This is a genomic window from Nocardia sp. NPDC058058, from assembly GCF_042885355.1.
In the GTDB taxonomy this organism is placed as follows: Bacteria; Actinomycetota; Actinomycetes; order Mycobacteriales; family Mycobacteriaceae; genus Nocardia.
In genome coordinates this window covers 1,515,581-1,538,323 of the sequence record NZ_JBHVSA010000001.1, presented here as the reverse complement: position 1 = coordinate 1,538,323, position 22,743 = coordinate 1,515,581, and the positions used below count along the sequence as shown (strand labels likewise).

Below are 22,743 nucleotides of genomic sequence, written 5' to 3'. Positions count from 1 at the left end.
TCGAAAGGAAAGCAATGATTTTGGTGACGGGTGCCTCGGGCAATGTCGGCGGCGCGCTGGTTCGGGAATTGACCGCGCAGGGGCGGCCGGTGCGGGCGTTGGTGCGGGATGTCGCGAAAGTCGCACCGCTGCAAGATGTTCAGTTCGTTCCCGGGGATTTGAATCGGCCGGAGAGCCTCGGTGACGTGTTCGACGATGTCGAGGGAGTGTTCCTGCTCGGTGGCTTCCGCGATATGCCCGGGGTGCTGGCGCAGGCGCGGGCGGCGGGAGTCGCGCACGTGGTGCTGCTGTCCTCGCGTTCGGTGATCGGTGGTCACCCCGACAATGCCGTCGTCCGAATGCACCTGGACTGTGAGGCGTCGGTTCGAGCATCGGGGATCGACTGGACCCTGTTGCGGCCCAGCGGTTTCATGTCCAACACCCTCGAGTGGCGTACACAGCTCAGGGCGGGTGATGTGGTCCGAGCGCCCTTCGCCAGTGTGCCGATCGCCGCCATCGATCCCCGCGATATCGCGAATGTCGCCGCGGCGGTACTGAACCGGAAGGAGCACTACGGCCTCGCCCACGCCCTCAGCGGCCCCGCCGCCCTGCTGCCCGCCGACCGTCTGGCCACCCTGGCCGAAATCCTCTCTCGCCCACTGCGCCTGGTGGCGCAATCCGACACCGAAGCCCGGGCCGAGATGACCCGAACCACCCCCGCCGACTACGTCGACGCCTTCTTCCGTTTCTTCGCCAACGGCGAATTCGACGATTCCCCAGTCCTTCCTGCGGTGCGCGATCTCACCGGCCGACCACCGCACACCTTTGCGGACTGGGCCGCCGACCACGAACGGGAGTTCCGCTGAAAGCGGCCTCAGCGTGGCTCGCCGCGCCAAGCTTCCGGATGGTGCTGGTGTAGGTGACCTCGACGGAGTTGGCTAGGACAGTATGAACGTCACCGCGATCGTAGGAATTCTCACTGCGAGCATCGCCGCGTCTGTTGCGCTGGTCGGCTATGTCGTGAATCAGGCAGCTGCTCGCCGGGAGCGTCGCGCTAAGGCGTACGCCGAGGCATTGCGCACGATCCGCCAATACCAAGAGGTGCCGTATCGGGTGGCGCGACGGCTCGATTCGAGCGCTGACACCCGGACGAAACTCGACAATCTACACGGCGAGATCATGAGCGGTATCGGCTTCCACCTCGGCTGGCTCAGGCTCGAATCCTCCGATACCGCAGCCGCTTACGAGGCATTATGGGAGCGATCCCGAACCTTCGGGAAGGTCTATCGAAAGTGGGCGTGGAAGCAGCCGCTCGTCTCCGCCGATGCCCAAATGGCGATCACGCTGCCCTTCACATACGACATCAAACCCGAGCTCGACGTGTGTATCCGCGCGATGCGCGCCGACACCCGATTCTTCGGTTGGTGGGCTAGGCGGGTCGCGAGGCAACACGCTGTTGCCCTGGCCGCGCAGCGTGCGACCGAGCCCTCACCCGACTTCTCCGTGCTCGAAACATGGACGCCGCTATCGTAAGTCGACGGTTCGCCGAATTGAGGTCGCATGGCTGGGGTCCGCCCGGGTCGGCGTGCGTGACTCCACGAACCAATACGGGCCCGCGCTGATTGTGAGAGTTCTGGCATGGGATGCGTTCATCGACGCGGTGCAAAGCAACATGTTCGACTGTAGTGATGGCTAGCAGGCGAACTAGTAGGGGACATGGTGACCGCTGCGCTATTGGCCGCTGCCGCAGGAGTTTTCGGCATCGTGGTCGGAAGACTCTGGGACTCTCGGTCTGAGTCCGCTCGGTGGCGGCGCGATCAGAAGACCGCGAGTTATCAGCGGTTCGCAGCGCAGTTCGAGGCGATGTACGAAGCGATTCGGATCATCGCCCTGACCGATGTCGGTTCCGGTTCTCTGCCTTCCGTGGTGCAGGATGCGCGCACCGGAAATTTCATTCCGTGGGATAGTGCGCTGTCTGCGGTCTGGCTACATGGATCGTGTGATGTCGTGAGCGGAGCGACACTGGTCGATCGCGAGATCCTTGGGCTCTTCCATGAGGCGACGGGGCGATTGTTCACGGTTGAGGAATGGAATGAGGCGCGTCGTCCGGCAAGGCAGGCGTTCGAGAATTTCATCGGTGCCGCACGTACGGAACTCGATCTCCCGCAGGTGCCGATGACCCTGTTCCCCGAGTCCGCCCCACCATTGCCTGTGTCACGCAGATGGTGGGGCTTGCGTTAGGCGAATATTGCCGGGTCGGCGTAGCGGGGGTCGCGAATGATGTCGACGTGACCTGATTCGCCGACCTTCGCCGTGGAGTCGTATGCGCCGGCCAGCCTGGTCACCAGGTCGAAGAACTTGTCCTCGGCTGGTTTGAGGGACGAGATGGTGTGGGAGAGATCGGTGTTCGAGACGAAGCGGGCGCCCGATGGGCTGACTTCGAGAGTTGCGAGCCAGCCGTTCCAGTCGGATTCGCGTAGGGCGCAGCTGGTTTCGGCCCAGAAGAGCACGGTGCTACCTGCGGAGTCGGAGGTGAGTTTTCCGGCGGCGGTGAGCATCAGCAGGGCGGTGTAGACGTTCGATTCGCAGAACCCGAAGTGCATGAGATATGCCTCGAGTGCGCCGTCGCGGTAGGTGAGGATGTAGGTGAGCCCGTCGCCTTCCTGGGCGAAGCAGTCGGCGAAGTATTCCCTTGGTGTGTCACCGATTTCGGCTTGATGCCAGTCCGCGGCTTTGCCGTCCCAGTACCAGCCGGTGAACATCTCGGCGGGATTGGCGATTGCGCTCGGGTCCGGTGCGGGCGTGTCGAGCCAGCGCTCGAAATCCCCTCGGCTCATAGGAATTCGAGCAGCAACCAGAAAGCTGTCCGACACGACCAACCCCTCATTCATCACGAGAATGCCCGCGCGGGTGCGGGCTTGCCGACCACCCTAGAACCACGGTGTGACAACACGCAGGGGTAGGTCAGGGGATGCGCAGCGTCCGGATCAGTGCATCGAACTGAGGGGCGTTCGGCCAGCTCGGGCGCAGGACACCGACCCGTTCCCATCCCCATTTGCGATAGGCGGTGTATGCACGGATGTTGTCCGGCTCGACGAGCAGAGTGGCGCGCTGCTCGGGCCGGGTGGAGAGCAGCTCGTCGTGAAGCGCGTGTGCGATGCCCCGCCCCGTGAATTCGGTGCGAACCATGATCTCGCTGAGCGCGAATGTCCGGGTGCCGTCCTCCACGGTGAAACCGTCGTAGTTTCCCTCGTCGAGTTCGAGATTGGCCCACCACCGGGTCTCGGTACCCAACGGCCATCCCCATGCCTGGCCCACCGGTTGATCGCCGACGCGTGCGACGACCATCTCGAAACCGCTGCTGGGAGCCGTGTAGGCGATGAATCGGTGCATGAACTCATCGGGCGCGGAGAATGGCTCGTCCGCAGCGATGGCCTCGACGTACGAACCGCGATAGGTCTGTTCGACCGTCCCGCGGATACGGCGTGCTTCGAGTGCGGAACAGCGTTGAAAGTTCAGGGTCTCCGGGCTCATTGGGTATGCGCCTTCGCTGTAAGGGTGTCGAAGCGCCGACTGAATGCCGCGCCCTCGGGTATCCCGGTGACTGCTTTGCGTAGTGGCGTAAGGGCTTTCAACGTTCGGATGGAGGTCACAGTGTGTTCGAGGTCGTTGAGGATCGGATCGGCATCGCGCAATGCCCCGGAGAGATCACCGAGTTCGGCTCTGGCACTCGCCAGACATGCGCGATTGTTGAGCGCGTTGCGAATTCGCTCGTCCTCTCGTACGGCCAATTCGAAAAGGTCTACGGCTTTTGCGGGTTCGCCGACTCGGGTCCAGCCGCGAGCCTCGTGCCCGCGCACTTCCGCTTGATTGACTGACCTGAGCCACGAGGGGCAATCCGGGAGCGGTTCGAACTCGTCGGCATCGCCGAGTTCACGCCACGCCGTGGAGATCGCCCGCCCGAAACCTGCGCGGTCGCCGAGAATGCCGCGTGCCTGTGCTTCGCGAATCGCGATCAGAACGTGGATTCGGCCGGGTGGCTTTCCTCGCATCAACTGTCGGGCTCGGTCGATGTGCAGGAGAGCGCGGGTCGGGCTGCCCTTCCCGTGTGCACTGAGAGCTATCGATTGATTCGCCGCGTAGAGACAGGTGTGCGCGATCAGGTCGCTGTCACCGGACTCCGAGCCCAGCGCCATCGCGTCGGCATAACACCGGCGCGCCAGGTGATGCTGGTCCGCGTCGTATGCGAGCCACCCGGTCAAGACCGCGAGTTCCCCTGTTGCACTGGCGTAGGCGCTTCCCGTCACGGTGCTGTAAGTGCCAGTCTCGAGTTTTTGCTTGTGGCGCGACAGTTGTTTGATGCCAAAGCCGACCAGCGCTGCGCCACCTTGGCGCTGGTCCTCCCTTTCGAGAGCATCGACTTCGCCGAGCAGGCGTCGTACATCGCCAGCCCCGATGCGGGTCGGTTCACCCATGAGCAGCATGGCCGTACCGGTTGTCACCGCTCGCCCGAAATCGCGTCGCCTCACGTCTTCATCGACTTCCCATGTGTACAGACCATATTCATCAAACAGTCGATCGGTGGCGACCGACTCGGTGCGCGGAGCATCGTCCCGGCGACTGATCCCGGGTAGCGGCGATATGGTCAGCGCCGCGCGGAATCGCTCCAGCTGACCGGGCTCTATGCCGAGGAGAACGGAGTCGAGTAGTCGTCGACTGGCCGCTCGCGGCTGATCGGTCGCGCCGGATTCCCACAGTATGAGCGTCCGCGCGGACACGCCGACATGGCGTGCGAATTCCGGCACGCTGAGTTTCAAAACCGTTCGTAGCGCGCGAATTTCGCGCGCGGTCCACTCGACCTCCACCATAGCGCTCCCACGTCCACAGTCGATGTGAGCCGGAAATTACTCGTTCTTACTCGTTTATGTACTCGAACTACTCGCATCGAATCCCGCACGCTCGAACGTAGGCGCCGGTGTTGGCTTTCACCGGCTGCTTTCCATCCCGGCTATCGTGAGGACTCGACGTGGACTACATCCTCGCTCTCGCAATCATCATCGCAGCTGTGGCCTGCGCGGCCTTCGTTTCCAGTCAGCCGGGACACCTTGCCAAGCATCGGATGAACGGGAAGGTGAGATTTGTCGATATCCGGGACCGTCTCGCTGCCGAGGGTCTGGCGGGCAGGTCCAGGCCATGAGGCGGGAACCTACCGCGCTCGGATTCGTGAACGATGACGTATCGGTTGCGGCGGAGTGGGATTCGGCCCAATGCCGCCGACTGGCCTGGCGCCTCGGCTACCGACTGATATGGACGCCTGCCGAGTGCGTACTCGGACTGATCGATCAGGTGCGCGAATTCGACGTGGACGCCGTCATCATGCCCTCCGCATGCCACGTGGACCCCCAAACTCTCGACCGACTGACGCATCTGTGCGACGTCGAGACGGCAAGTCCCCGTGAGACTTTCGCGCACTATTTCGGTGGGAGGCGGGGATGGCCCGCGTAACGCCGTTGAGTATGACCGACTACGCGGTACTCGCTGCCCTGAGCGTTACCGCCGGGGAATCGGCGATCGAGAGCGTTGCGGCGGCAACGGCATCCCCGGCCCGTGGTCCCGGCGTCTCGCTCAGTCCCGATTCGGTCCGTCGAATCATGGTGCGGTTGCGATCGGGTTGACCCGCGTCGTCGCCGTATCACCCGACTATCGTGGAGATCTGCGAAGTGGTGAGGAAAGGCTGACCGGGTGATGGCGATTCTGCGAGCAGGTGGGTGTGGTGACGTCTTCGCGTGAGATTCCCGATCCGTGGTCGGATGAGCGGGGGGTTGAGCATTGGGTTCCGGCTCGGGGGTTGGCCAATGGGTTGCGAGCTCGGCAGTGGGGGATTCTGGCGGATTTGGAGGAGGGGCAGGTTTATCGGGTGCTTTTCGCGCTGACCGATGCGGGGATCGCGGGGTATGTGATGCCGGTGCGGGCGACGGTGTTGGAGCGGGGGGATCCGGAGGTGGTGTGGCGGCTTTGGGTGGATCTTTCGCGGTTTCGGGCGGCGGAGGATTTGTTGATGGTGTTGTTGCGGTATGGGCGGCGGCGGCCGTCCGCGCCGGTGCCGGGGGTGGTGCGGAAGCGGCGGCGGCGTCGGGTGGCGTTGGTTCGTAAGTCGTTGGGAGGGTAGGCGGTTCAGGGTTGGTGCTGCCAGCCTGTGAGGTCGATGATCTCGGCGGCTATATCGGGGATTCGGCGGTTGTCGGTCCAGATTCGGTGCACCCGGGCGGGGGCGTAGTCGGCGAGGACCCGAGCCATGGTGCGGCTTCGATCCAGGTGGATCTGGAGTTCGGTGCCGATCTCGCGGCGGGACAGGCGGGCCGCTGCCGTTTCGTCGGTGCAGCACAACAGGATTGCCGTCAGGTCGGGGGCGGTGCCCATGGCATCGGTGAGGGTTGGGATTATCCGATCCAGGACGCTGACGGTATTGGTGTAGATCATGCGGGTGTAGCCCAGGGCCGTGTAGTTCGACCACATCGCGGCGAGGTTCTGTTCGGCGAGGCCGTGCTCCCACGGGGGCGGGTAGGCCATATCGAGGGCATCGCCGTCTATCACGCAGTGGCGGACTTCGGACGCGCTCAGTTGGGCGTGTACCTCCAGTGCCACAGTGCTTTTCCCGACACCGGAGCGGCCGCCGATGAACAGTGCGGCGGTCGGGCCGGTTACGGAATCGCTCATTGGGGGAGGGCGGCTTCGTAGGCGGCGGATAGTTGGGCCAGGACGCCGGTGGTCGGGGCGGGGGTGCGGTCGAGGTGGATGGTGCGGAGTTCGGTCATGAATTCGTCCCAGAGTGGGGGGCCGCCGTCTGCGAGGAGGGTGGCTCGGATGGTTAGTTCGGGGGCGGTGTCGAGCCAGCGGGCGCCCCAGGCGCCGAGTTGGGCCATGACGGGGACGAGTTGGATGGCGGGCTCTGTCAGGTGGTATTCGACTTTTTGGCGGTGGCTGGGGTCGTCGTCTCGGGTGAGCAGGCCCGCGTCCACGAGTTTGGCGAGGCGGGCGGCGAGGATATTGGAGGCTATGCCTTCCATGGAGCGGGAGAGCAGTTCGCGGAAGTGCGTGATATTGCCGAACATGATGTCGCGCAAGATGATCAGGCTCCAGCGGTCGCCGAGCAGTTCGACCGTCATATTGATCGGGCAGCCGGATTTTCCGGCGGGCACCGGGAGCTTGTGATTGGCAACTGGTTGCGGCATGAGATCAGTTTAGGTGGTTCACGTGGATCGTGGATACCCTTGACCCGCTCGTAAACAGAATCTATCTTCTGTTTATGCGGCCCAGCTTCACCGCGCAGACCATGGCATTGCAACGAGCCATGGAAACGGCGCGCCCCGAACGATCCCGGCTCTTCAGTGACCCATTGGCGACGGCCTTTCTCTCCGGCCCGCTGCGTGGTGCGGCGGCGCTGGTTCGGGCACCGCTGCTGGGCCGCGTCGCGCCGCGCCTGTACGACCTGATTTGGCCGGGTCCGCGCCCATCCGCGGTGGTGCGCACCCGCTTGATCGACGACGCCATCGAGGCGGCGGTGGGGGACGGCATCGATCAGATGGTGATCCTCGGTGCCGGATTCGACAGTCGCGCATGGCGTTTGGACACTTTGCGCCGGGCGCGGGTTATCGAGATCGATAGGGATGAAACCCAGGCGATGAAGGTGGAAGCCCTGCGAAGGGTTCACGCACCCGTCGATTCGGTGCGCTTCGTACCGGTTGATTTCGAGCACGACGACCTCGAAAGCGCCTTGCGCGCAGCGGAATTGGACACCGCGAAACCCGCCCTGTTCCTCTGGGAGGGCGTCACCAACTACCTGACCGCCGAGGCCGTCGACCACACCCTCGAGATCGTGCGCCGCCTCAGCGCCCCGGGCAGCACGCTGGTATTCACCTTCGTACATTCGGGCGTGCTCGACGGCACCGTGAAATTCCCGGAAGCCGATCGCTGGGTGCGCAGCGTCGCCAAAGTCGGCGAACCCTGGACCTTCGGCCTGAACCCCGCCGACCTGCGCGGCTACCTGGACGATCGCGGTTTCGAATTGCTGTGGGAGGAATCGACGGCAGCGGCGGGCCGCCGATACTTCGCCCCGACCGGACGCGCCGACCGCGCCTCCGAGCTGTACCGGGTGGCGGCGGCCCGAGTCGTATGCCCCGGCTGACCGAACGCACGGCCGAGGAACGCCGCCGGCGCATCCTCGACGCGGCCGTCGAATGCTTCGCCACCCGCGGCCTGCACGCCACCACCATGGCCGATATCTGCCGCACCGCGAAATTGAGCCCGGGCGCGGTCTACTGCTGGTACGCCGGCAAAGAGGAGATCGTCGAGGCCGTCGCCCGGGAACGCCATGAACGCGAGCGGAATCTACTGGAATCCGCTCTCGGATCGGCTGATCCGAGCACCGGCCTGCGCGCGTTTCTGGACACCTACTTCGAATGGCTCGCCGACCCGCAAGAACAGCAGCGCCGCCGCGTAGGCGTGCAGGTCTGGGCGGAATCGCTTGTCAATGAACGCTTTCGCCCCTCGGTCGACGAGGGCATCGGCCAGCGCGCCCTCGCGCTCGACGCGATCCGCGCCGCCCAGTCCGAAGGCATCATCACCGGTGCTGCCGACGCCGACGGCATCACCCGCCTCATCCTGGCCATCATCCAGGGCCTCATCCTCCAGCAAGCCTGGGAACCCGATCTCGATATCGAGAGCTACCGCCGCGCGGCCAACCTCGTAGTCGGTGCGCTGACCGGGGGAGATGCCCCCGCGAAGTAGTGCAACCGCCCCGCCCTGGTTCGACTCGACCGAGCCGGGTACCCGGCCGCTGTCGGATACCGGAACTCGGGGCAGGAGAGGCTATGGCGCAGCAGGTCGGTGATTACATCGTGGGGCGACTTCGGGAATGGGGTGTGCGACAGGTCTTCGGCTACCCGGGGGACGGCATCAACGGCCTGGTCGCCGCCTTCGGCCGCGCGGAGGGCGAACCCGCCTTCATCCAGGCCCGGCACGAGGAGATGGCCGCCTTCGAAGCCGTCGGTTACGCGAAATTCAGTGCGCGGGTGGGTGTGTGCGTCGCCACCTCCGGCCCGGGCGCGATCCACCTGCTGAATGGGCTCTACGACGCCAAACTCGATCACGTCCCGGTGGTGGCGATAATCGGCCAGACCGCGCGCAGCGCCGTGGGCGGCAGCTATCAGCAGGAAGTCGACCTGCGGAATCTGTTCAAGGATGTCGCGTCGGAATTCCTGGTCGAGGTGAATGTGCCCGAACAGCTACCCAACGCGCTGGACCGGGCGTTCCGAATCGCATCGGCGCGCCGCGCGCCGACGGCCGTGATCGTCCCCGCCGATGTCCAGGAGTTGGCCTATGCGGCGCCGGGGCATGAGTTCAGACAGGTGCCGTCGAGCCCGCCGGAGGCGTTCGCCGCATCGACGGTGACCGCGCGCCGGCAGGATATCGAGCGCGCCGCCGAACTGCTCAACGTGGGTGACCGGGTCGCGATTCTGATCGGGCAGGGCGCCCGCGGCGCGGTCGAGGAGGTGCAGCGCATTGCCGAGCTCACCGGTGCCGGCGTGGCGAAAGCCCTACTGGGCAAGGATGTTCTCTCCGATGAGCTGCCCTACGTCACCGGTTCGATCGGCCTGCTCGGCACTCGTCCCAGCTATGAACTGATGCGCGATTGCGACACCCTGCTCATCATCGGCTCGAACTTCCCGTATTCACAGTTCATGCCGGATTTCGGGCAGGCCCGAGCGGTGCAGATCGATATCGACGGCGCCCTCATCGGCCTGCGCTATCCGACCGAGGTCAATCTGGTCGGTGACGCCAAAGCCACACTGGCGGAAATGATTCCGATGGTGCACGTGAAGCCGGATCGGGCCTGGCGGCTCGAGATCGAGCAGAATGTGGTGCGCTGGTGGCAGACCGTCGAACGGCAATCGATGCTGGACGCGAAACCGGTCAACCCCATGCGGGTGGTGTGGGAGCTGTCCGCGCGCATGCCCGAAAACTGCATGGTCACAGCGGATTCGGGCTCATCGACGAATTGGTACGCGCGCTGCCTGCGCCTGCACGGGCGGATGCGCGGCTCACTCTCGGGCACGCTGGCGAGTATGGGGCCGGGCGTCCCGTACGCGATCGGCGCGAAATTCGCGCACCCGGACCGTCCGGCGATCGCACTGGTCGGTGACGGGGCCATGCAGATGAACGGTCTGGCCGAACTGCTCACCGCGACCCGCTACCGGGACCGGTGGACCGACCCGCGCCTGATCGTGTGCGTCTTCCACAACAACGACCTGAATCAGGTCACCTGGGAACTGCGCGCCATGGGCGGAGCGCCGAAATTCGAAGATTCGCAAACCCTTCCGGATATCTCCTACGCCGAGGTGGCGCGCGCGGCCGGATTCACCGCCATCACGGTCGACAGCGCCGAGGAGGTCGGCCCGGCCTGGGATGCCGCGCTGGCGGCCGATCGGCCGGTGCTGCTGGACATCCGGACCGATCCCGAGGTGCCGCCGATCCCGCCGCACGCCACCTGGGAGCAGCTCAAGGCCACCGCCGAAGCCGTGCTGCGCGGCGATCCGGGCGGCTGGCATCTCATCGCGCAGGGCGCGAAAACCAAAGCGCAGGAACTCTTTCCCGCGCGCGATAAATAGACCACGAGAGGATGAGCGCAATGGCCGAACGAAAAATGACGCACCCGCAATCCACCCCGTCCGAGCCGCGGCGATGGGGTACTCCGCGCAAACACGCCGGGGAGGGGATCGAGGACGGTTACAACGTCCTCGGCCTCATCTTGCTCGGCCTGGCCGTGGTGGCATTGGGCTCGGCGTTGGTCGCGGCCGGATATGGGTTCGCGGGGTGGGCGCTGGTGGCGGGCATTATCTGCGTCGTACTGGCGATCGCGGGCGGCACGGTCATCTATGCCGAATGGCGGCGGTTGCGGAATCGGCCGACCGTCGATCCCGAAGCGCGACAGGGACATTGAGGCGGATCAGTCGATCGCGGCGGACTCGTCCGCACCGGCCCACCAGGATTCGATGTCATCGTCTTCGATGAACCACTGAGGTGGGCGGTAGCCCTCGGGGAGCGGGTGGGAGACCGCTCCGGTACGGAGGGCGACATCGCGAATTGCCGCGAGGGCGGGGATCTCGGGGGCGGGCTCCATCCAGACCTCGTCGTCGAGCAGGGCGGTGCAGCCCTGGGCGTGCCATAGTGCGATCAATTCGATATCGCCGGAAATCGCTGCGGCGTCGACGATTTCGCGGACCACCTCGACCAGGCGCAGTCGGCGCGGTGGGGCGGCGTCCGAGCCCGAGATAGCGCCGCGTTCGATCATCGTGCGCCACAGGGCGGTTCCGGTTTCGCAGTACAGGTACGGCGGATCGATATAACCCTGGTCGAGCCAGGCATCGTCGTCGCGATCCTCCTCGGCGGGCTCGGCCAGGGCGGTGAACTCGCGCACCCCGTCGAAAAACGCTCGGCGACCGTCGTATTCGGGATGCGCGGGCAGTTCGAAGCGAAAGCTGAAGCCGTGTTCGAGCAGGATGTCCTGCACCCGGAATCGGGTGAAGGAGCAGTCCTGACCCTCCTGGAATCGATACAGCGCGGCGAAATGGTCGCGCAGGCGGCGTTCGCCCGCGGCCTCGTGCAGAACACAGATGGACGATTCGACGAGATCCTCGATCAAGTGGTTCGACATGCGCCGGTATCCGCCCATCCGTGTTCCGCGTGACAGCTGTACCGGCACGTTACGGCACCGGACCGCCGCCCGGGTGGGTGGCGGTCAGCTCGCCGGACCCAGGGCCAGCGGCTCGTATTGCGTAGCGGCGGGCGCTGTTTCGGCCGCTACCGGCGATGCCGCGCTACCCGCGCCGAGCGCCGTGCTGCCGGTGGCGATGAGAGCCGCCAGTCCGGTGCCCGCGCCCGCGACGACCGGCGCCGCCGCCGCGCTGCCGGCGCCCAGTCCCGCGCTGCCGGTGCCCGCCAGCGCCGCGAACGGCGCGATCGCGGTCCCCGCCGCCGCGAGCCCGGCGCTGCCGGTGCCGAGTGCCGCGCTGCCGGTGCCCAGTATGGCCAGCGGTGTGCCCAGCCCGCCGGACGCCGCGCTTCCGGAAGCTCCGGCGGCCGCGCTGCCGGTGCCCAAAGCCAGTGCCGCCGCGCCCAATAGATCGCCGACGGGCGCCGCCGCCGCGCTGCCCGCGCCCAGTGCCGCGCTCCCGGTGCCCGCGCCCGCCGCCCACGGCGCGGCCGCGACACTGCCGGTGCCCAGCGCCGCACTACCGGTGGTGAGCAGTCCGGCCAGGCCGATTCCCGCTGCCGCGCTGCCGGTTCCGGCGAGCGCGACCGGAGCCGCGACCGGTTCGAGCCGGAGCGGATCGGTGGTCGCCGGTACCGCCTGCGCGGCCGTCGCGGCGCTGATCGCGGCCATCGAGCAGGCCAGGGCGAGGATGGTGGTTCGTGCTGCCGACATGGTGAGCGCCTTTCCATCGAGAACCCGCGGGCCTCTCGTCGTGTGGAGAAGGCTGACCCTAGGGCGGATGGCGCGCATCGGCAGCGCGTAGATTACGACTCCGGCAACCGGACCGGCAACGGTAGCAAACAGCTATATTTCGCATTACCGCAGACGAATATCATTGCCAGCGCGTGGTTTTCCAGACATTGGTACCGAATGGAAGTACAGTGACTGCTGTGGCGAACATTGAGCCAACCAAGGGTTACAGACTGGCAACCGCGACCGCGGTGCGGGCATGAGTCACCGCTGCGGGCACGCCGAAACATCGGTCCGCGCCGCGTGATCACCAGCCTTATGACTTCGACCACATACGGCGCGGTCCGGCGCGCGGCACTAGCGCAACTGCACCGCCACCAGCGGATCGGTGGTGGGTTGCGGGGAACCGCCCGCGGGTTCGACGGAGAGCGCGAGTTTGTCGGCATCGGTCAGCGGCATGAGCATCGGATCGCGCGCGGTGGGCAGGGTGGCCAGCACCGCGAGTGAATGCGGCTGCGCCCCAGCGGGGATCAGCCATAGCTGATACGTGCGCCCGCTCGCGGGCGGCGGCACCGCGGCGAACGATACCGCCGCGGTATTCAACTCCCGTGAGGCGCTGACCGTAATGGTCCCGCCCCCTCCGACATCCACGGTGGCCGTGCGGGTGTCGGAGTGGGTCTGCACCTTCTCGGCGGTGACCGCGCCGGAATCGGGGGAATCGGAGCGGTACACCGCCACCGTCACCCCGAGGGCGATGACGGCGATGAGCGCCGCGGCGGCCGCCAGCCACCCGACCCGCCATGATCTCCGGGTGGGTGGCGATCCAGGTCCGCCTGTCCCGGAAGCGGATTCGGCCTGCTGCGCGTCGAGGGCGCGGTTCAGCGCGGCTTCCACCGCCGGTGGCGCGGGGCGCGCGTCCACCTCGGTCATGCTGGCCATGGTTTCGTGGATATCGCGCACGGTGGCCCGGAAGGCGGCCGCGACCGTCGCGTCGGCGGTGCTCAGCAGCTGCTCGACGGCGCTCCTGTCGGCATCGGACAGGGCGTCGAGGGCGTAGGGGTACGCCAGGTCGAGCAATTCGGTGTGTGGGTGCTCAGACATCGTGCGTTGATCCTGTCAAACAGTTCTGCAAGCGTTTGAGACCGTCGCGTATGCGTGTCTTGACGGTGGAGAGCGGAATGCCCAGATGTGTCGCGACCTCCGCGTAGGTGCGCCCGCCGTAATAGGCCAGGGCGAGGGTCTCGCGCTGGGTGTCGGTCAGCGTGCGCAGGCAGTCCACGACCGCGCGCTCTTCCGAGCGCTGGCCGACCGTCTCGGCCACGATGTCGTGGTCGCGACCCAATTCGCGATGCCCGTACGCGATATCGCGCGTGTACGAGCGCGATTCGACGCGTACCCGGTCCACCGCGCGCCGATGGGTGAGCATCATCAGCCAGCCGATCGGGCTGGCGAGCCGCTGGTCGTACTGTGCGGCGGCGTTCCAGACGTACAGATACACCTCCTGGGTGATCTCCTCGGCCACGTTCTCCCGGCGCAGTACGCGCAATGCCAGCCCGAACACCCGGTCGTGCGTGGAGTGATAGAAGCGGGTGAAGGCTTCGCGGTCCCCGGCGGCGATCGCGGCGAGCAATGTGACGAGACGGTTCGTCGCCTCGGGATCCGGTGCGGGCCGAGGCGTGGGGCACGACGGATCCTGGGCGGGCCCGGCGCTATCGGTATGAACGATATACAAGCGGTGTTCGTCCGCCATGTGGTGGATTCTCCGTGGGGTTCGGCAACTCGACGATGGTTCGTACGGTCCGGACGCTCTCCGGAAGAGTAGTTCCACATCGTGACGCATGGAAACCATATCGGCTGAGTTCATCGCGGCGGCCTCGGGAAGAAGTAGGCGGTGCGCCGCTGGTATTCCCGGTATCCGGGCCGGTCGGCCATGGTTCGCTCCAGCAGCCGGGCACCGGTGCCGCGAATCAGCACGTAGGTCATCAGCGCCGGTGCGAACACGGTGAGCACGCCCGGCCAGGCACTGGCCACGATCAGCCAGATACCCCACCAGACGCAGCTGTCACCGAAATAGTTCGGATGCCGGGTCCAGGCCCACAGGCCGCGATCCATGATCGTGCCCCGATTGTCCGGGTTCGCGCGAAAACGCTTCAGCTGCATATCGCCGATGGATTCGAAGGCGAATCCGGTCAGCCACACCAGCACGCCGGCGACGACCAGGATCCAGCCCGCGCCGCGGGTGGGACCGGCCGCCGCCGATACCGCGATGGGCAGCGAGATCACCCACTGCGAGGCACCCTGCATGAGGAAGACGCGGCGCAATGCCACTCCGGGCCCGCTGCCGTACCGCGCCAGCATTTCGGTGTAGCGCGGATCCTCACCGCCCGAGGTGCGCTGGAACATGTGCCAGCTCAACCGGATTCCCCACACGGTGACCAGGATGAGCAGCAGCACACGCCGATTCGCGGGACCCTCGCCGACAATCGCCGCGATCACCGCGACCAGGACGAAGCCCAATCCCCACACCACATCGACGACGTTGTACCTGCCTATGCGGCGCGCGATCGCGAAGGTGGCCAATTGCAGCACCGCCAGCCCGATCAGCGCGAGTAGCGCGATCAGCGGTAGTCCACGATCCCAGACGCTCATGACTGTTCCTCCGGACGATCGAGCACGATATGCCGGACATCGAGATAGCCGGACCGGAATCCGGCCTCGGAGTAGGCGAGATAGAACTGCCAGATGCGCCGGAAACGGCCGTCGAATCCGAGCGATTCGATATCGGCGGCGCGACCGTCGAAGCGCTCGCGCCACAGCCGCAGGGTTTCCGCGTAATGCGCGCCGAAGCCGAATTCCGAGCGCACCCGCAGCCGGGTGTGCCGGGCGGCGGTATCGGCGATCGCCTCGCAGGAGGGCAGGAAACCGCCGGGGAAGATGTACTTCTGAATCCAGGTGTAGGTATTGCGGGTGGCGAGCATGCGCCGATGCGGCATGGTGATGGCCTGCAACGCGATTCGCCCGCCCGGTGCGAGGTGGCTATCCAGGCTCCGGAAATAGGTTTCCCAGTGCCGGTATCCGACGGCCTCGATCATCTCCACCGAGACGATGGCGTCGTAGCTGCCCTCGATATCGCGATAGTCCCGCAGGTCGATGCTCACCGAATCCGCGTAACCCGCCGCCGCCACCCGCAGTCGCGCCAATTCCTGCTGCCGCGCGGACAGGGTTACCGAATGCACCGTCGCTCCGCGTGCCGCCGCGCGTACGCACAATTCGCCCCAGCCGGTACCGATTTCGAGCACCCGGCTGCCCGCGCGCACCCCGGCCGCGTCCAGCAGCACATCGATCTTGTGCCGCTGCGCCCGCGCCAATCGGTCCCAGCGCACCGGCCCGGCAGCGATTTCGGCCGGATCGAACAGCGCCGACGAATAGGTCATCGTCTCGTCGAGAAAGGCGTGGAACAGCTCGTTCGACAGGTCGTAATGGTGCTCGATATTGTCGCGCGCGTTATCGGCGGTGCCGATCTCGCCCGCGGGCGGTGTGGGCAGGAGTGCCCGGAAGCGTTGCAGCGCGGGCGGAATCAGCCGGGTCATATCGGTGGCGAGCACGGTGAGCACGGCCGCCGGATCCGGCGCGGTCCAGTCTCCGGCGGTATAGGACTCGCCGAAACCGATCAGCCCGTGCCGGCCCAGGCGTGCGAAGAACGCCGACGGATCGCGAATGATCATGCGCGGCAGCGGATCCGCCGAGCCCGCGCCGAGTACCGTGCCGTCGGGGAATTCCACCCGCAGCGGCAGTCCCGCGACCGCGCGCCGGAAGAGCACCGCGACCACTCCGGCGGCAATGCGGGCGCGAGTGCCGCTGGGCGGCAAGGGGTTCCGATGGTCTTCGGTGGTGGTGTGCAGGCAGGAGGTCACAGTGCAGTCCTTCGGGATGATTCGGCGAGCGGCCGCGGTGCGATCGGAAGTCCACGGGCCCACAGCGCGACGCCGTGCTTGCGGATGCGGGCCGAGATGAGCAGGGGCGACAGGGGAGCGCGCAGATGCGCGCGCAGCACCGTGCGCGCGGTCACCGGAACGCGGTGTCCCGACACCGATGCGGTGAACGGCGGCCGTCCTTCGCGCAGCAGTGCGATGCGCAGCGCGAGCGCGTCCTCGGGTTCGGGCAGGCGCAGCTGATAGCGGCCGTCGACCTCGTTGAAAGGTGAGACGTAGAACCGCTTGTCGGTGTCAGCGCGGCCGAGCTCATCGGGACGCAGTAGATAGGCGTGCCGCTCGCCATAGGTGTTGTGCACCTCGGCGATGACGCAGCGCAGCGCACCGTCGGGCGCGTGGCACCAGAAGACGGTGAGCGGATCGAAGACATAACCCAGTGCCCGCGCGTTCATCAGCGCGGTGACGCGCCCGCCCGCGCAGTCGATGTCGTGTTCGCTCAGGAACGCATCGACCCGCGCGCGCAGGTCATCGTGCCCCGGGTCCGGGGAGCCCTGCGCCGCAACGATATTCGACCGGGGCGGAGCCAGGTGATCCGCGGCGCGGAAATAGCTGAACGGGCGCAGCGCCATCGGCAGCACCGGCGGCCGCTCGATATCGAAAAACCAGCTGTACCCGCGATATTCGAACCCGTGCCGCACCGGTTCGACGCGTGCGTGCCGGATCCGGGTCAGGTAGAGCGCGGGCTCGCGGACCTCATTCACGACGCACCCGCCGGTATCTCGGCGCGCCTGCCGGGTTCATCGCGAACCCGGCGAATTCGCCTCGCACGCGGAGACTTCACCGCGCACCCACCGAATCCGCCGTGCGTCCCGGCAGCATGATCGGCCACCAGCCGCCCAGTCGCTCGGCCGCGCGCAGGCCGGACAGCGCGCCGTCCTCGTGGAAGCCCCAGCCGTGGTATGCCCCGGCGAATGCCATTCGGTCACTGTTGATTTCGGGTAACCGGGCCTGCGCCGCGACCGATTCGGGCGTGTATATCGGGTGCTCATAGGTCATTTCGGCGAGCACCCGATCGGGATCGACCAGGCCCGCGCCATTGAGGGTGACCAGGAACCGCCGATCGCGGATATGGTCGAGCCCCATCAGCCGGGTCAGGTCGTAGGTGACGATGACGTCCTCGGCGCTGCCCGGCTCCCGGACCAGGTAGTTCCAGGAGGCGCGGGCGCGCGGCAGCGTCGGCAGCAGTGCTTCGTCGGTGTGCAGTTGTGCGCGATTCATCGAGTACGGCATGGCACCCAGCACCGCCTCGGCGAGTTCGGAGGGCTCGGTGAGCAGGCTCAGCGCCTGGCGCGGATGGGTGGCCACGACCGCCGCGTCGAATCGGCGCACCCCGCCACGATCGGTGACCAGCACCCCGTCGGAATCCTCGTGCAGGCCGGTTACGGCTGTGCCCGTGCGAATTTCGTCGATGGTGGCGGCGACCTTCTCCACATAGCGCGCCGATCCGCCCACCACGGTGCGCCAGGTGGGGGAGCCGAACACCGTGAGCATGCCGTGGTGATCGAGGAATCGGAACAGGTATCGCGCCGGATAGTGCAGCGCCACTTCCGGATCGCAGGACCACACCGCGGCCACCAGCGGTGTCATGAAGTATTCGGTGAAGTACCCGCCGAATCGATGCCGTGCCAAGAATTCCGCGAGCGTGAGTTCGCTATCACCGTGGTGTAACAGCTCGCGCGCCGCGCGGTGGAATCGCGGCACTTCGGTCAGTAACCGCAGATAGCGGGGTTTTGCCAGCATTCGAGGGGCTGGGAATAGCCCGGATAATCCGCGCGCGCCCGCGTACTCCAAACCACGCGCGTCCGCACGCACCGACATGGACATATCGGTGTCGTGTGTTTGCACGCCGAGTTCGGCGAACAGGCGCGACAGCGTCGGATAGGTGCGGTCATTGTGGACCAGGAACGCCGAGTCGACCCATACCCGTTTACCGGGCTCGAACTCGATCTCATGGGTGTGCGCGTGCCCGCCGAGTCGTGAATCGCGTTCGTACAGCGTCACCCGATCATGTTTGGCGAGCACGTACGCGGCGGTGAGCCCGGCGACTCCGCTGCCGATCACGGCGATATTCCGGCCGGAACGACGGCGGTGCGGCGCCGATCCCGAAGTGTCGTGGGCTGAACTCATACCCCGATTTCGACATGCCTCGCGGCGCGGTTTGGACGCGGTCGGGACTTTTTTGCAGGATTCGCCGTGACCCCCCTCGCGAAAGATTTTGGAATCAGACCAAACCGGAGGAGGGTGCTGGGCGAAACCCTTTCCGCGTTCATCGGATACGGATGAGCGACGGGGCGCGAGCCGCCCCGCACCGGTCACCGGCCGACCAATTCGCACCCCGACCAATCGGCCGGTGACCAGTGGCGGACTCGGGGGAGTCCGCGAAACCCTCCCTCCCTATGTCCGAAGGAAATCGACATGAAACTCATGCATCGCACGCTCGCGCTGACCGCGGTTCTGGCCGCCGCCACCGCCGGCATCACCGGTTGTTCCAGCGACAAGTCGGACTCGTCGAGCACCTCGACGACCACCTCGATGAGCGCTTCCACCTCCGCCGCAGCGGCCGCCAACCTGGTCGGCCCGGGCTGCAAGGCGTACGCCGAGCAGGTCCCGACCGGCGCCGGTTCGGTCAGCGGTATGGCCCAGGACCCGGTCGCCGTCGCGGCCTCGAACAATCCCCTGCTCAAGACCCTCACCGCCGCGGTATCGGGTCAGCTCAACCCGCAGGTGAATCTCGTCGACACCCTCGACGGTGGTCAGTTCACCGTATTCGCTCCGGTGGACACGGCATTCGCGAAGATTCCGGCCGCCACCGTCGACGGGCTCAAGACCGATTCGGCCACGCTCACCAAGATCCTCACCTATCACGTGGTGCCCGGACAGATCGCGCCCGACAAGATCGCCGGTGCGCATAAGACGGTCGAAGGCGCGGACGTGACGGTCACCGGTAGCGGCGACACCCTCAAAGTCGGTGACGCGTCGGTGATCTGCGGTGGTGTGCGGACCGCGAACGCCACGGTCTACCTGATCGACACCGTCCTGATGCCGCCCGCCTGAGCCCTGGCCGACAGCTCATGATCACGTACGTCCACCCCGCCATCAGGAGGCGAGAGACAGATGTCGACGCCGCGAATCCCGTTCAGCCCAGCGAGAACTGGAGGAATACCGCAGGTGCCAGCGTGATGGAGGACGAGAATTCGCAGGTCGTGCCGCTGCTCCGCGACCTGGGCGGTGATATCCCCGCCGGGCCGTCGTGTCCGGTGGGCACACCCGAACGCGATGAGGAGCTGACCCGCCGCCTGACCGAATTGGTCGCGGCGGTGGGCAGTGGTGACCGGGACGCGTTCACCGAGCTGTATCGGCTCACCAGCCACCGGGTTTTCGGCCTCGCGCTGCGCATGTCGCGCAATCGCGCGACCGCCGAGGAGGTCACCCAGGAGGTCTATCTCCAGGCGTGGTCCCTGGCCGCCCGGTACGACGAGCGCATGTCCAGTCCGATGGGCTGGCTGATGATGCTCGCGCATCGGCGCTCGGTCGATCGCATCCGGGTCGAGCATTCGGCCGCCGGACGCGATATCGCCTACGGCCAACTGCAATTGGGCCGCGATCACGATGTCGTGCTGGAGGCGGTGGAACAGCGTTTCGAGGAGCGAGCGGTACAGGGCTGCCTGGAGACGCTGACCCCGATCCAGCGCGAGACCATCGCGCTGGCGTATTACGGCGGCCGCACCTATGCCGAGGTCGCCGAGGAGCTGGGCACCCCGGTGCCCACCGTGAAAACCCGTATCCGCGATGGTCTCAAGCGCCTAGCGGCCTGCCTGACAGGAGGTGACCTCTGATGAGCACCATCGAGCGGCCGGACATGGATCTGCTCGAGCTCGCCTACCCGTACGCGATGGACGCCGTCACCGATTCCGAACGGGGCGACATCGAACTGCGGCGGGATCTTGCCGATCGGCTCACGGTCGCCGAATTCGACGCCACCGTGTCCTCGATCCGCGAGACGATGGCCGAACTCAGCATTGTCGACAGTTGTCCGGCCCCCGCCGATTTGGAAGATCGGCTGATGCGCGCCCTGGACCGGGTGCTGGTGGCCGCGCTGGATCGCGATGATCGGCGCCGGATCTGGGGTATGGGACCGTTCTCCCGGCTGGATTGGCTGGCTGCGGCCGTGGTCATGGTGGTGGCGCTCGGAATGGGCGTGGGCTTCATGGTGTTCCGGACCGGCACCCATCCGACCGGCGATGTGCTCTCGGCGGCGATGATCGATCAGCAACCCGATATGACGATCAGAATCGTCCCGGTCAGCACCGGCGGGCAGCTCGAAATACATGTCTCGGCAGCGCTTTCCGCCGCCTCGGTGCGGTTTCGCGATGTACAGCCCCCGCCCGGCGCGCACGCCTATCAGGTGTGGCTGGTTCCGCTCGGCGGCACGCCGCGCTCGGCCGCGGTGCTGTCCGGGTCCACCGGCGCACCGCTGGTGACACCGTTCCGATCGGTGGACACCCTGGCGGTCACCGTCGAACCGGCCGGTGGGTCCGCACAGCCGACCACCACGCCGATAGCCAGTCTCAACCTCATCACCTGAGCCGGTAAGCCGGCCTACCGGAAGTAGTCGCCATGTCCGCCCCCAGCAGCACTCTCACAGCGCCCCAGCCGAATTCACCGGTAGTGCGCGGTCATCTGGTCCGGGGCGCGGTGGCCGGACTGCTCGCGGCGGCGACCGTGCTGGGTGTGGGTCATCTGGTGGCGGTATTCATCGATCCGGCGTCCTCGCCGTTCTTCGTGCTGGGTTCGACCATGGTCGATCACACGCCACATGCGTTGAAGGACGCCGCGATTCGGCGCTTCGGCAGCAATGACAAACTGGCGCTGTTCATTTCGATGGGTGCGGTGATGGCGGTCGGCGCCGCGGTGGCGGGCATGCTGGAGCGGCGGCGTCCGGTAGGAAGTGTACTGCTGCTGTTGCTGGGCGCCGTCACCGCGGGTGCCGCACTGCAAAGGCCAACGGCCGATATGTGGTTCGTGCTGCCGACAGTTGTCGGCATTGCCGCCGGGATCATCGCACTGCGCCTGCTCGTCGGCGGCACACCGGCGCTGCGCTCGCTCGAACCGGCGGCCGTATCGCGCCGCCGGTTCCTGGCGACGGCGGCGGGGGTGGGCGCGCTCGCGCTCGTCGCGGCGGCGGCCGGTCGGCAGCTGGGCGCGCGATTGCACGATGTGGTCGCCGATCGTGCTCGTTTCCTGCTGCCCCGCCCGAAACAGCCCGCGCCCACGGTGTTTCCGGAGGTGCAGGCCCAGGTCGCGGGCGTCACGCCGTTCGTCACCGATGCCGCCGATTTCTACCGGGTCGACACCGCGTTGCAGTTGCCCGCGCTGACCAGCGGTGACTGGCGGCTGCGGATTCACGGAATGACCGATCGCACCGTCGAATTCGATATGGACCGCCTGCGCATGCGTACGCCGGTGGAGCGGGTCATCACGCTCACCTGCGTATCCAACGAGGTCGGCGGCAATCTCGCCGGGACCGCGCGCTGGCTCGGCTATCCGATCGCGGATCTGCTGGCGGAGGCCGGAATTCACCCCGACGCCGATATGCTGCTCTCGCGCAGCATCGACGGTTTCACCATCGGCACCCCGCTGGCGGCGGTGCTGGACGGGCGCGATGCCCTGCTCGCGGTAGGTATGAACGGCGCACCGCTGCCGATCGCGCACGGCTATCCCGCGCGGCTGGTGGTGCCCGGCCTCTACGGCTACGTCTCTGCCACCAAATGGGTGGTGGATCTGGAATTGACCCGATTCGATCGGGTGCGCGCCTACTGGACCGAGCGCGGCTGGGCCGATCGTGCCCCGATCAAGACCGCCTCGCGAATCGATGTGCCCGCCGCCTTCGCGACCGTCCCGGCGGGGACGGTGATGGTGGCCGGGGTGGCCTGGGCACAGCGGCGCGGTATCGACGGCGTCCAGGTGCAGGTGGACGATCAGCCCTGGGAGGACGCCACGCTCGCGAGCGAGTATTCGCTCGACACCTGGCGGCAATGGACCTGGCGCTGGGATGCCACGCCGGGCAATCACACCCTGCGGGTGCGCGCCACCGATCGTTCGGGGGAGCAGCAGACCGATCGGCGCACGCCGCCGTTTCCCAGTGGTTCCACCGGCTGGCACAGCCGGGTGGTGACGGTGCGATGAGGTCCGCCGTCTAAGTATCGCAATCGCGCTCGGCCGGTCGCTTCCAGCGTCGGCCGATTCTTGCTGCGCCAGTGAAGGAATCGC

At 66.5% G+C, this 22,743-nt stretch carries 26 protein-coding genes; 13 read left to right on the top strand and 13 right to left on the bottom strand.

Features of this window, described 5'->3' with window-relative positions; all coding sequences use genetic code 11:
- The first annotated feature begins 14 nt into the window (after positions 1-14).
- From ACFVUS_RS07035 to ACFVUS_RS07020, 4 genes are all read left to right on the top strand, one after another.
- Entirely contained in the window at positions 15-845 is an 831-nt protein-coding gene (locus tag ACFVUS_RS07035; RefSeq protein ID WP_387762257.1) for an NAD(P)H-binding protein, read from the top strand.
- Positions 846-927: 82 nt separating this feature from the next.
- Complete coding sequence (locus ACFVUS_RS07030; protein ID WP_387762256.1) at positions 928-1,512, top strand: hypothetical protein; 585 nt, start codon at positions 928-930, stop codon at positions 1,510-1,512.
- Positions 1,454-1,675, top strand: coding sequence for a DUF397 domain-containing protein (locus ACFVUS_RS07025; protein WP_387762255.1), 222 nt, complete (start codon positions 1,454-1,456; stop codon positions 1,673-1,675). Before ACFVUS_RS07030 ends, ACFVUS_RS07025 begins: the two co-directional genes overlap by 59 nt.
- 23 nt (positions 1,676-1,698) lie before the next feature.
- Complete coding sequence (locus tag ACFVUS_RS07020) at positions 1,699-2,220, top strand: hypothetical protein (protein ID WP_387762254.1); 522 nt, start codon at positions 1,699-1,701, stop codon at positions 2,218-2,220.
- Here the strand turns inward: ACFVUS_RS07020 and ACFVUS_RS07015 are convergent.
- The 3 genes from ACFVUS_RS07015 to ACFVUS_RS07005 all read right to left on the bottom strand — a co-directional run bounded on the left by ACFVUS_RS07015 (position 2,217) and on the right by ACFVUS_RS07005 (position 4,847).
- Entirely contained in the window at positions 2,217-2,816 is a 600-nt protein-coding gene (locus tag ACFVUS_RS07015) for a hypothetical protein (protein WP_387762253.1), read from the bottom strand. The two genes, ACFVUS_RS07020 and ACFVUS_RS07015, sit on opposite strands and share 4 nt — an antisense overlap.
- Before the next feature lie 127 nt (positions 2,817-2,943).
- Complete coding sequence (locus ACFVUS_RS07010; RefSeq protein WP_387762252.1) at positions 2,944-3,513, bottom strand: GNAT family N-acetyltransferase; 570 nt, start codon at positions 3,511-3,513, stop codon at positions 2,944-2,946.
- Complete coding sequence (locus ACFVUS_RS07005) at positions 3,510-4,847, bottom strand: helix-turn-helix domain-containing protein (RefSeq protein WP_387762251.1); 1,338 nt, start codon at positions 4,845-4,847, stop codon at positions 3,510-3,512. Before ACFVUS_RS07005 ends, ACFVUS_RS07010 begins: the two co-directional genes overlap by 4 nt.
- Before the next feature lie 624 nt (positions 4,848-5,471).
- On the opposite strand from ACFVUS_RS07005, the gene ACFVUS_RS07000 reads away from it, so the two are divergent.
- Positions 5,472-5,654 (top strand): hypothetical protein, encoded by a 183-nt coding sequence (locus ACFVUS_RS07000; RefSeq protein WP_387762250.1) that lies wholly within the window; start codon positions 5,472-5,474, stop codon positions 5,652-5,654.
- Between the two features lie 499 nt (positions 5,655-6,153).
- Here the strand turns inward: ACFVUS_RS07000 and ACFVUS_RS06995 are convergent, their stop codons facing one another.
- Both ACFVUS_RS06995 and ACFVUS_RS06990 read right to left on the bottom strand, forming a co-directional pair.
- Positions 6,154-6,696 (bottom strand): adenylyl-sulfate kinase, encoded by a 543-nt coding sequence (locus tag ACFVUS_RS06995; protein ID WP_387762249.1) that lies wholly within the window; start codon positions 6,694-6,696, stop codon positions 6,154-6,156.
- Positions 6,693-7,211 (bottom strand): winged helix-turn-helix transcriptional regulator, encoded by a 519-nt coding sequence (locus tag ACFVUS_RS06990; RefSeq protein WP_387762248.1) that lies wholly within the window; start codon positions 7,209-7,211, stop codon positions 6,693-6,695. Before ACFVUS_RS06990 ends, ACFVUS_RS06995 begins: the two co-directional genes overlap by 4 nt.
- A gap of 74 nt (positions 7,212-7,285) precedes the next feature.
- Between ACFVUS_RS06990 and ACFVUS_RS06985 the strand changes: the two genes are divergently transcribed.
- The 4 genes from ACFVUS_RS06985 to ACFVUS_RS06970 all read left to right on the top strand — a co-directional run bounded on the left by ACFVUS_RS06985 (position 7,286) and on the right by ACFVUS_RS06970 (position 10,978).
- On the top strand, positions 7,286-8,164 hold the full coding sequence (locus ACFVUS_RS06985) for a class I SAM-dependent methyltransferase (RefSeq protein ID WP_387762247.1): 879 nt from the start codon (positions 7,286-7,288) through the stop codon (positions 8,162-8,164).
- Positions 8,152-8,766, top strand: a complete 615-nt coding sequence (locus ACFVUS_RS06980; RefSeq protein WP_387762246.1) for a TetR/AcrR family transcriptional regulator — start codon at positions 8,152-8,154, stop codon at positions 8,764-8,766. The genes ACFVUS_RS06985 and ACFVUS_RS06980 overlap by 13 nt, the downstream gene beginning before the upstream one ends.
- A gap of 83 nt (positions 8,767-8,849) precedes the next feature.
- Positions 8,850-10,646, top strand: a complete 1,797-nt coding sequence (locus ACFVUS_RS06975) for a thiamine pyrophosphate-requiring protein (protein WP_387762245.1) — start codon at positions 8,850-8,852, stop codon at positions 10,644-10,646.
- A gap of 20 nt (positions 10,647-10,666) precedes the next feature.
- Positions 10,667-10,978: a hypothetical protein gene (locus ACFVUS_RS06970; protein WP_387762244.1), complete on the top strand. Its 312-nt coding sequence runs from the start codon at positions 10,667-10,669 to the stop codon at positions 10,976-10,978.
- 6 nt (positions 10,979-10,984) lie between these two features.
- On the opposite strand, the gene ACFVUS_RS06965 is transcribed toward ACFVUS_RS06970, so the two are convergent.
- From ACFVUS_RS06965 to ACFVUS_RS06930, 8 genes are all read right to left on the bottom strand, one after another.
- Entirely contained in the window at positions 10,985-11,692 is a 708-nt protein-coding gene (locus tag ACFVUS_RS06965) for a hypothetical protein (protein WP_387762243.1), read from the bottom strand.
- Positions 11,693-11,776: 84 nt separating this feature from the next.
- A complete protein-coding gene (locus tag ACFVUS_RS06960; protein WP_387762242.1) occupies positions 11,777-12,463 on the bottom strand; it encodes a hypothetical protein in 687 nt (228 codons plus the stop codon).
- 375 nt (positions 12,464-12,838) lie between these two features.
- Positions 12,839-13,582 (bottom strand): anti-sigma factor domain-containing protein, encoded by a 744-nt coding sequence (locus tag ACFVUS_RS06955; RefSeq protein WP_387762241.1) that lies wholly within the window; start codon positions 13,580-13,582, stop codon positions 12,839-12,841.
- Complete coding sequence (gene sigK, locus ACFVUS_RS06950; protein WP_387762240.1) at positions 13,575-14,231, bottom strand: ECF RNA polymerase sigma factor SigK; 657 nt, start codon at positions 14,229-14,231, stop codon at positions 13,575-13,577. The genes ACFVUS_RS06955 and sigK (ACFVUS_RS06950) overlap by 8 nt, the downstream gene beginning before the upstream one ends.
- Before the next feature lie 110 nt (positions 14,232-14,341).
- Positions 14,342-15,130 carry a DUF1295 domain-containing protein gene (locus ACFVUS_RS06945; RefSeq protein ID WP_387762239.1) on the bottom strand — a complete coding sequence of 263 codons (789 nt, stop codon included), beginning with the start codon at positions 15,128-15,130 and terminating at the stop codon, positions 14,342-14,344.
- Positions 15,127-16,395 carry a class I SAM-dependent methyltransferase gene (locus ACFVUS_RS06940; protein ID WP_387762238.1) on the bottom strand — a complete coding sequence of 423 codons (1,269 nt, stop codon included), beginning with the start codon at positions 16,393-16,395 and terminating at the stop codon, positions 15,127-15,129. Before ACFVUS_RS06940 ends, ACFVUS_RS06945 begins: the two co-directional genes overlap by 4 nt.
- Complete coding sequence (locus tag ACFVUS_RS06935; RefSeq protein WP_387762237.1) at positions 16,392-17,174, bottom strand: DUF1365 domain-containing protein; 783 nt, start codon at positions 17,172-17,174, stop codon at positions 16,392-16,394. Before ACFVUS_RS06935 ends, ACFVUS_RS06940 begins: the two co-directional genes overlap by 4 nt.
- A 76-nt stretch (positions 17,175-17,250) precedes the next feature.
- Positions 17,251-18,600, bottom strand: coding sequence for an NAD(P)/FAD-dependent oxidoreductase (locus tag ACFVUS_RS06930; RefSeq protein WP_387762236.1), 1,350 nt, complete (start codon positions 18,598-18,600; stop codon positions 17,251-17,253).
- 288 nt (positions 18,601-18,888) lie between these two features.
- Here ACFVUS_RS06930 and ACFVUS_RS06925 point away from each other — a divergent pair, with 288 nt between their 5' ends.
- The 4 genes from ACFVUS_RS06925 (at position 18,889) to ACFVUS_RS06910 (ending at position 22,659) form a co-directional block, all read left to right on the top strand.
- The gene (locus tag ACFVUS_RS06925; protein WP_387762235.1) at positions 18,889-19,527 is read left to right on the top strand and encodes a fasciclin domain-containing protein; all 639 of its coding nucleotides are present in this window, start codon (positions 18,889-18,891) and stop codon (positions 19,525-19,527) included.
- A gap of 125 nt (positions 19,528-19,652) precedes the next feature.
- A complete protein-coding gene (sigK, locus tag ACFVUS_RS06920; protein ID WP_387765438.1) occupies positions 19,653-20,309 on the top strand; it encodes an ECF RNA polymerase sigma factor SigK in 657 nt (218 codons plus the stop codon).
- On the top strand, positions 20,309-21,058 hold the full coding sequence (locus tag ACFVUS_RS06915) for an anti-sigma factor domain-containing protein (protein WP_387762234.1): 750 nt from the start codon (positions 20,309-20,311) through the stop codon (positions 21,056-21,058). The genes sigK (ACFVUS_RS06920) and ACFVUS_RS06915 overlap by 1 nt, the downstream gene beginning before the upstream one ends.
- 32 nt (positions 21,059-21,090) lie before the next feature.
- A complete protein-coding gene (locus tag ACFVUS_RS06910; RefSeq protein WP_387762233.1) occupies positions 21,091-22,659 on the top strand; it encodes a molybdopterin-dependent oxidoreductase in 1,569 nt (522 codons plus the stop codon).
- Positions 22,660-22,743: the final 84 nt, after the last annotated feature.

Bases quoted from the DNA above. Each gene is read 5' to 3' on its own strand.
- ACFVUS_RS07005 (WP_387762251.1), bottom strand. From the start codon at position 4,847: ATGGTGGAGGTCGAGTGGACCGCGCGCGAAATTCGCGCGCTACGAACG.
- ACFVUS_RS06985 (WP_387762247.1), top strand. From the start codon at position 7,286: ATGCGGCCCAGCTTCACCGCGCAGACCATGGCATTGCAACGAGCCATG.
- ACFVUS_RS06980 (WP_387762246.1), top strand. From the start codon at position 8,152: ATGCCCCGGCTGACCGAACGCACGGCCGAGGAACGCCGCCGGCGCATC.
- ACFVUS_RS07000 (WP_387762250.1), top strand. From the start codon at position 5,472: ATGGCCCGCGTAACGCCGTTGAGTATGACCGACTACGCGGTACTCGCT.
- ACFVUS_RS06965 (WP_387762243.1), bottom strand. From the start codon at position 11,692: ATGTCGAACCACTTGATCGAGGATCTCGTCGAATCGTCCATCTGTGTT.
- ACFVUS_RS06910 (WP_387762233.1), top strand. From the start codon at position 21,091: ATGTCCGCCCCCAGCAGCACTCTCACAGCGCCCCAGCCGAATTCACCG.
- ACFVUS_RS06930 (WP_387762236.1), bottom strand. From the start codon at position 18,600: ATGAGTTCAGCCCACGACACTTCGGGATCGGCGCCGCACCGCCGTCGT.
- ACFVUS_RS06925 (WP_387762235.1), top strand. From the start codon at position 18,889: ATGAAACTCATGCATCGCACGCTCGCGCTGACCGCGGTTCTGGCCGCC.
- ACFVUS_RS06915 (WP_387762234.1), top strand. From the start codon at position 20,309: ATGAGCACCATCGAGCGGCCGGACATGGATCTGCTCGAGCTCGCCTAC.
- sigK (WP_387765438.1), top strand. From the start codon at position 19,653: ATGGAGGACGAGAATTCGCAGGTCGTGCCGCTGCTCCGCGACCTGGGC.
- ACFVUS_RS07010 (WP_387762252.1), bottom strand. From the start codon at position 3,513: ATGAGCCCGGAGACCCTGAACTTTCAACGCTGTTCCGCACTCGAAGCA.
- ACFVUS_RS06975 (WP_387762245.1), top strand. From the start codon at position 8,850: ATGGCGCAGCAGGTCGGTGATTACATCGTGGGGCGACTTCGGGAATGG.
- ACFVUS_RS07030 (WP_387762256.1), top strand. From the start codon at position 928: ATGAACGTCACCGCGATCGTAGGAATTCTCACTGCGAGCATCGCCGCG.
- ACFVUS_RS06995 (WP_387762249.1), bottom strand. From the start codon at position 6,696: ATGAGCGATTCCGTAACCGGCCCGACCGCCGCACTGTTCATCGGCGGC.
- ACFVUS_RS06955 (WP_387762241.1), bottom strand. From the start codon at position 13,582: ATGTCTGAGCACCCACACACCGAATTGCTCGACCTGGCGTACCCCTAC.
- ACFVUS_RS07035 (WP_387762257.1), top strand. From the start codon at position 15: ATGATTTTGGTGACGGGTGCCTCGGGCAATGTCGGCGGCGCGCTGGTT.
- ACFVUS_RS06990 (WP_387762248.1), bottom strand. From the start codon at position 7,211: ATGCCGCAACCAGTTGCCAATCACAAGCTCCCGGTGCCCGCCGGAAAA.
- ACFVUS_RS06945 (WP_387762239.1), bottom strand. From the start codon at position 15,130: ATGAGCGTCTGGGATCGTGGACTACCGCTGATCGCGCTACTCGCGCTG.
- ACFVUS_RS07015 (WP_387762253.1), bottom strand. From the start codon at position 2,816: ATGAGCCGAGGGGATTTCGAGCGCTGGCTCGACACGCCCGCACCGGAC.
- ACFVUS_RS06960 (WP_387762242.1), bottom strand. From the start codon at position 12,463: ATGTCGGCAGCACGAACCACCATCCTCGCCCTGGCCTGCTCGATGGCC.
- sigK (WP_387762240.1), bottom strand. From the start codon at position 14,231: ATGGCGGACGAACACCGCTTGTATATCGTTCATACCGATAGCGCCGGG.
- ACFVUS_RS06970 (WP_387762244.1), top strand. From the start codon at position 10,667: ATGGCCGAACGAAAAATGACGCACCCGCAATCCACCCCGTCCGAGCCG.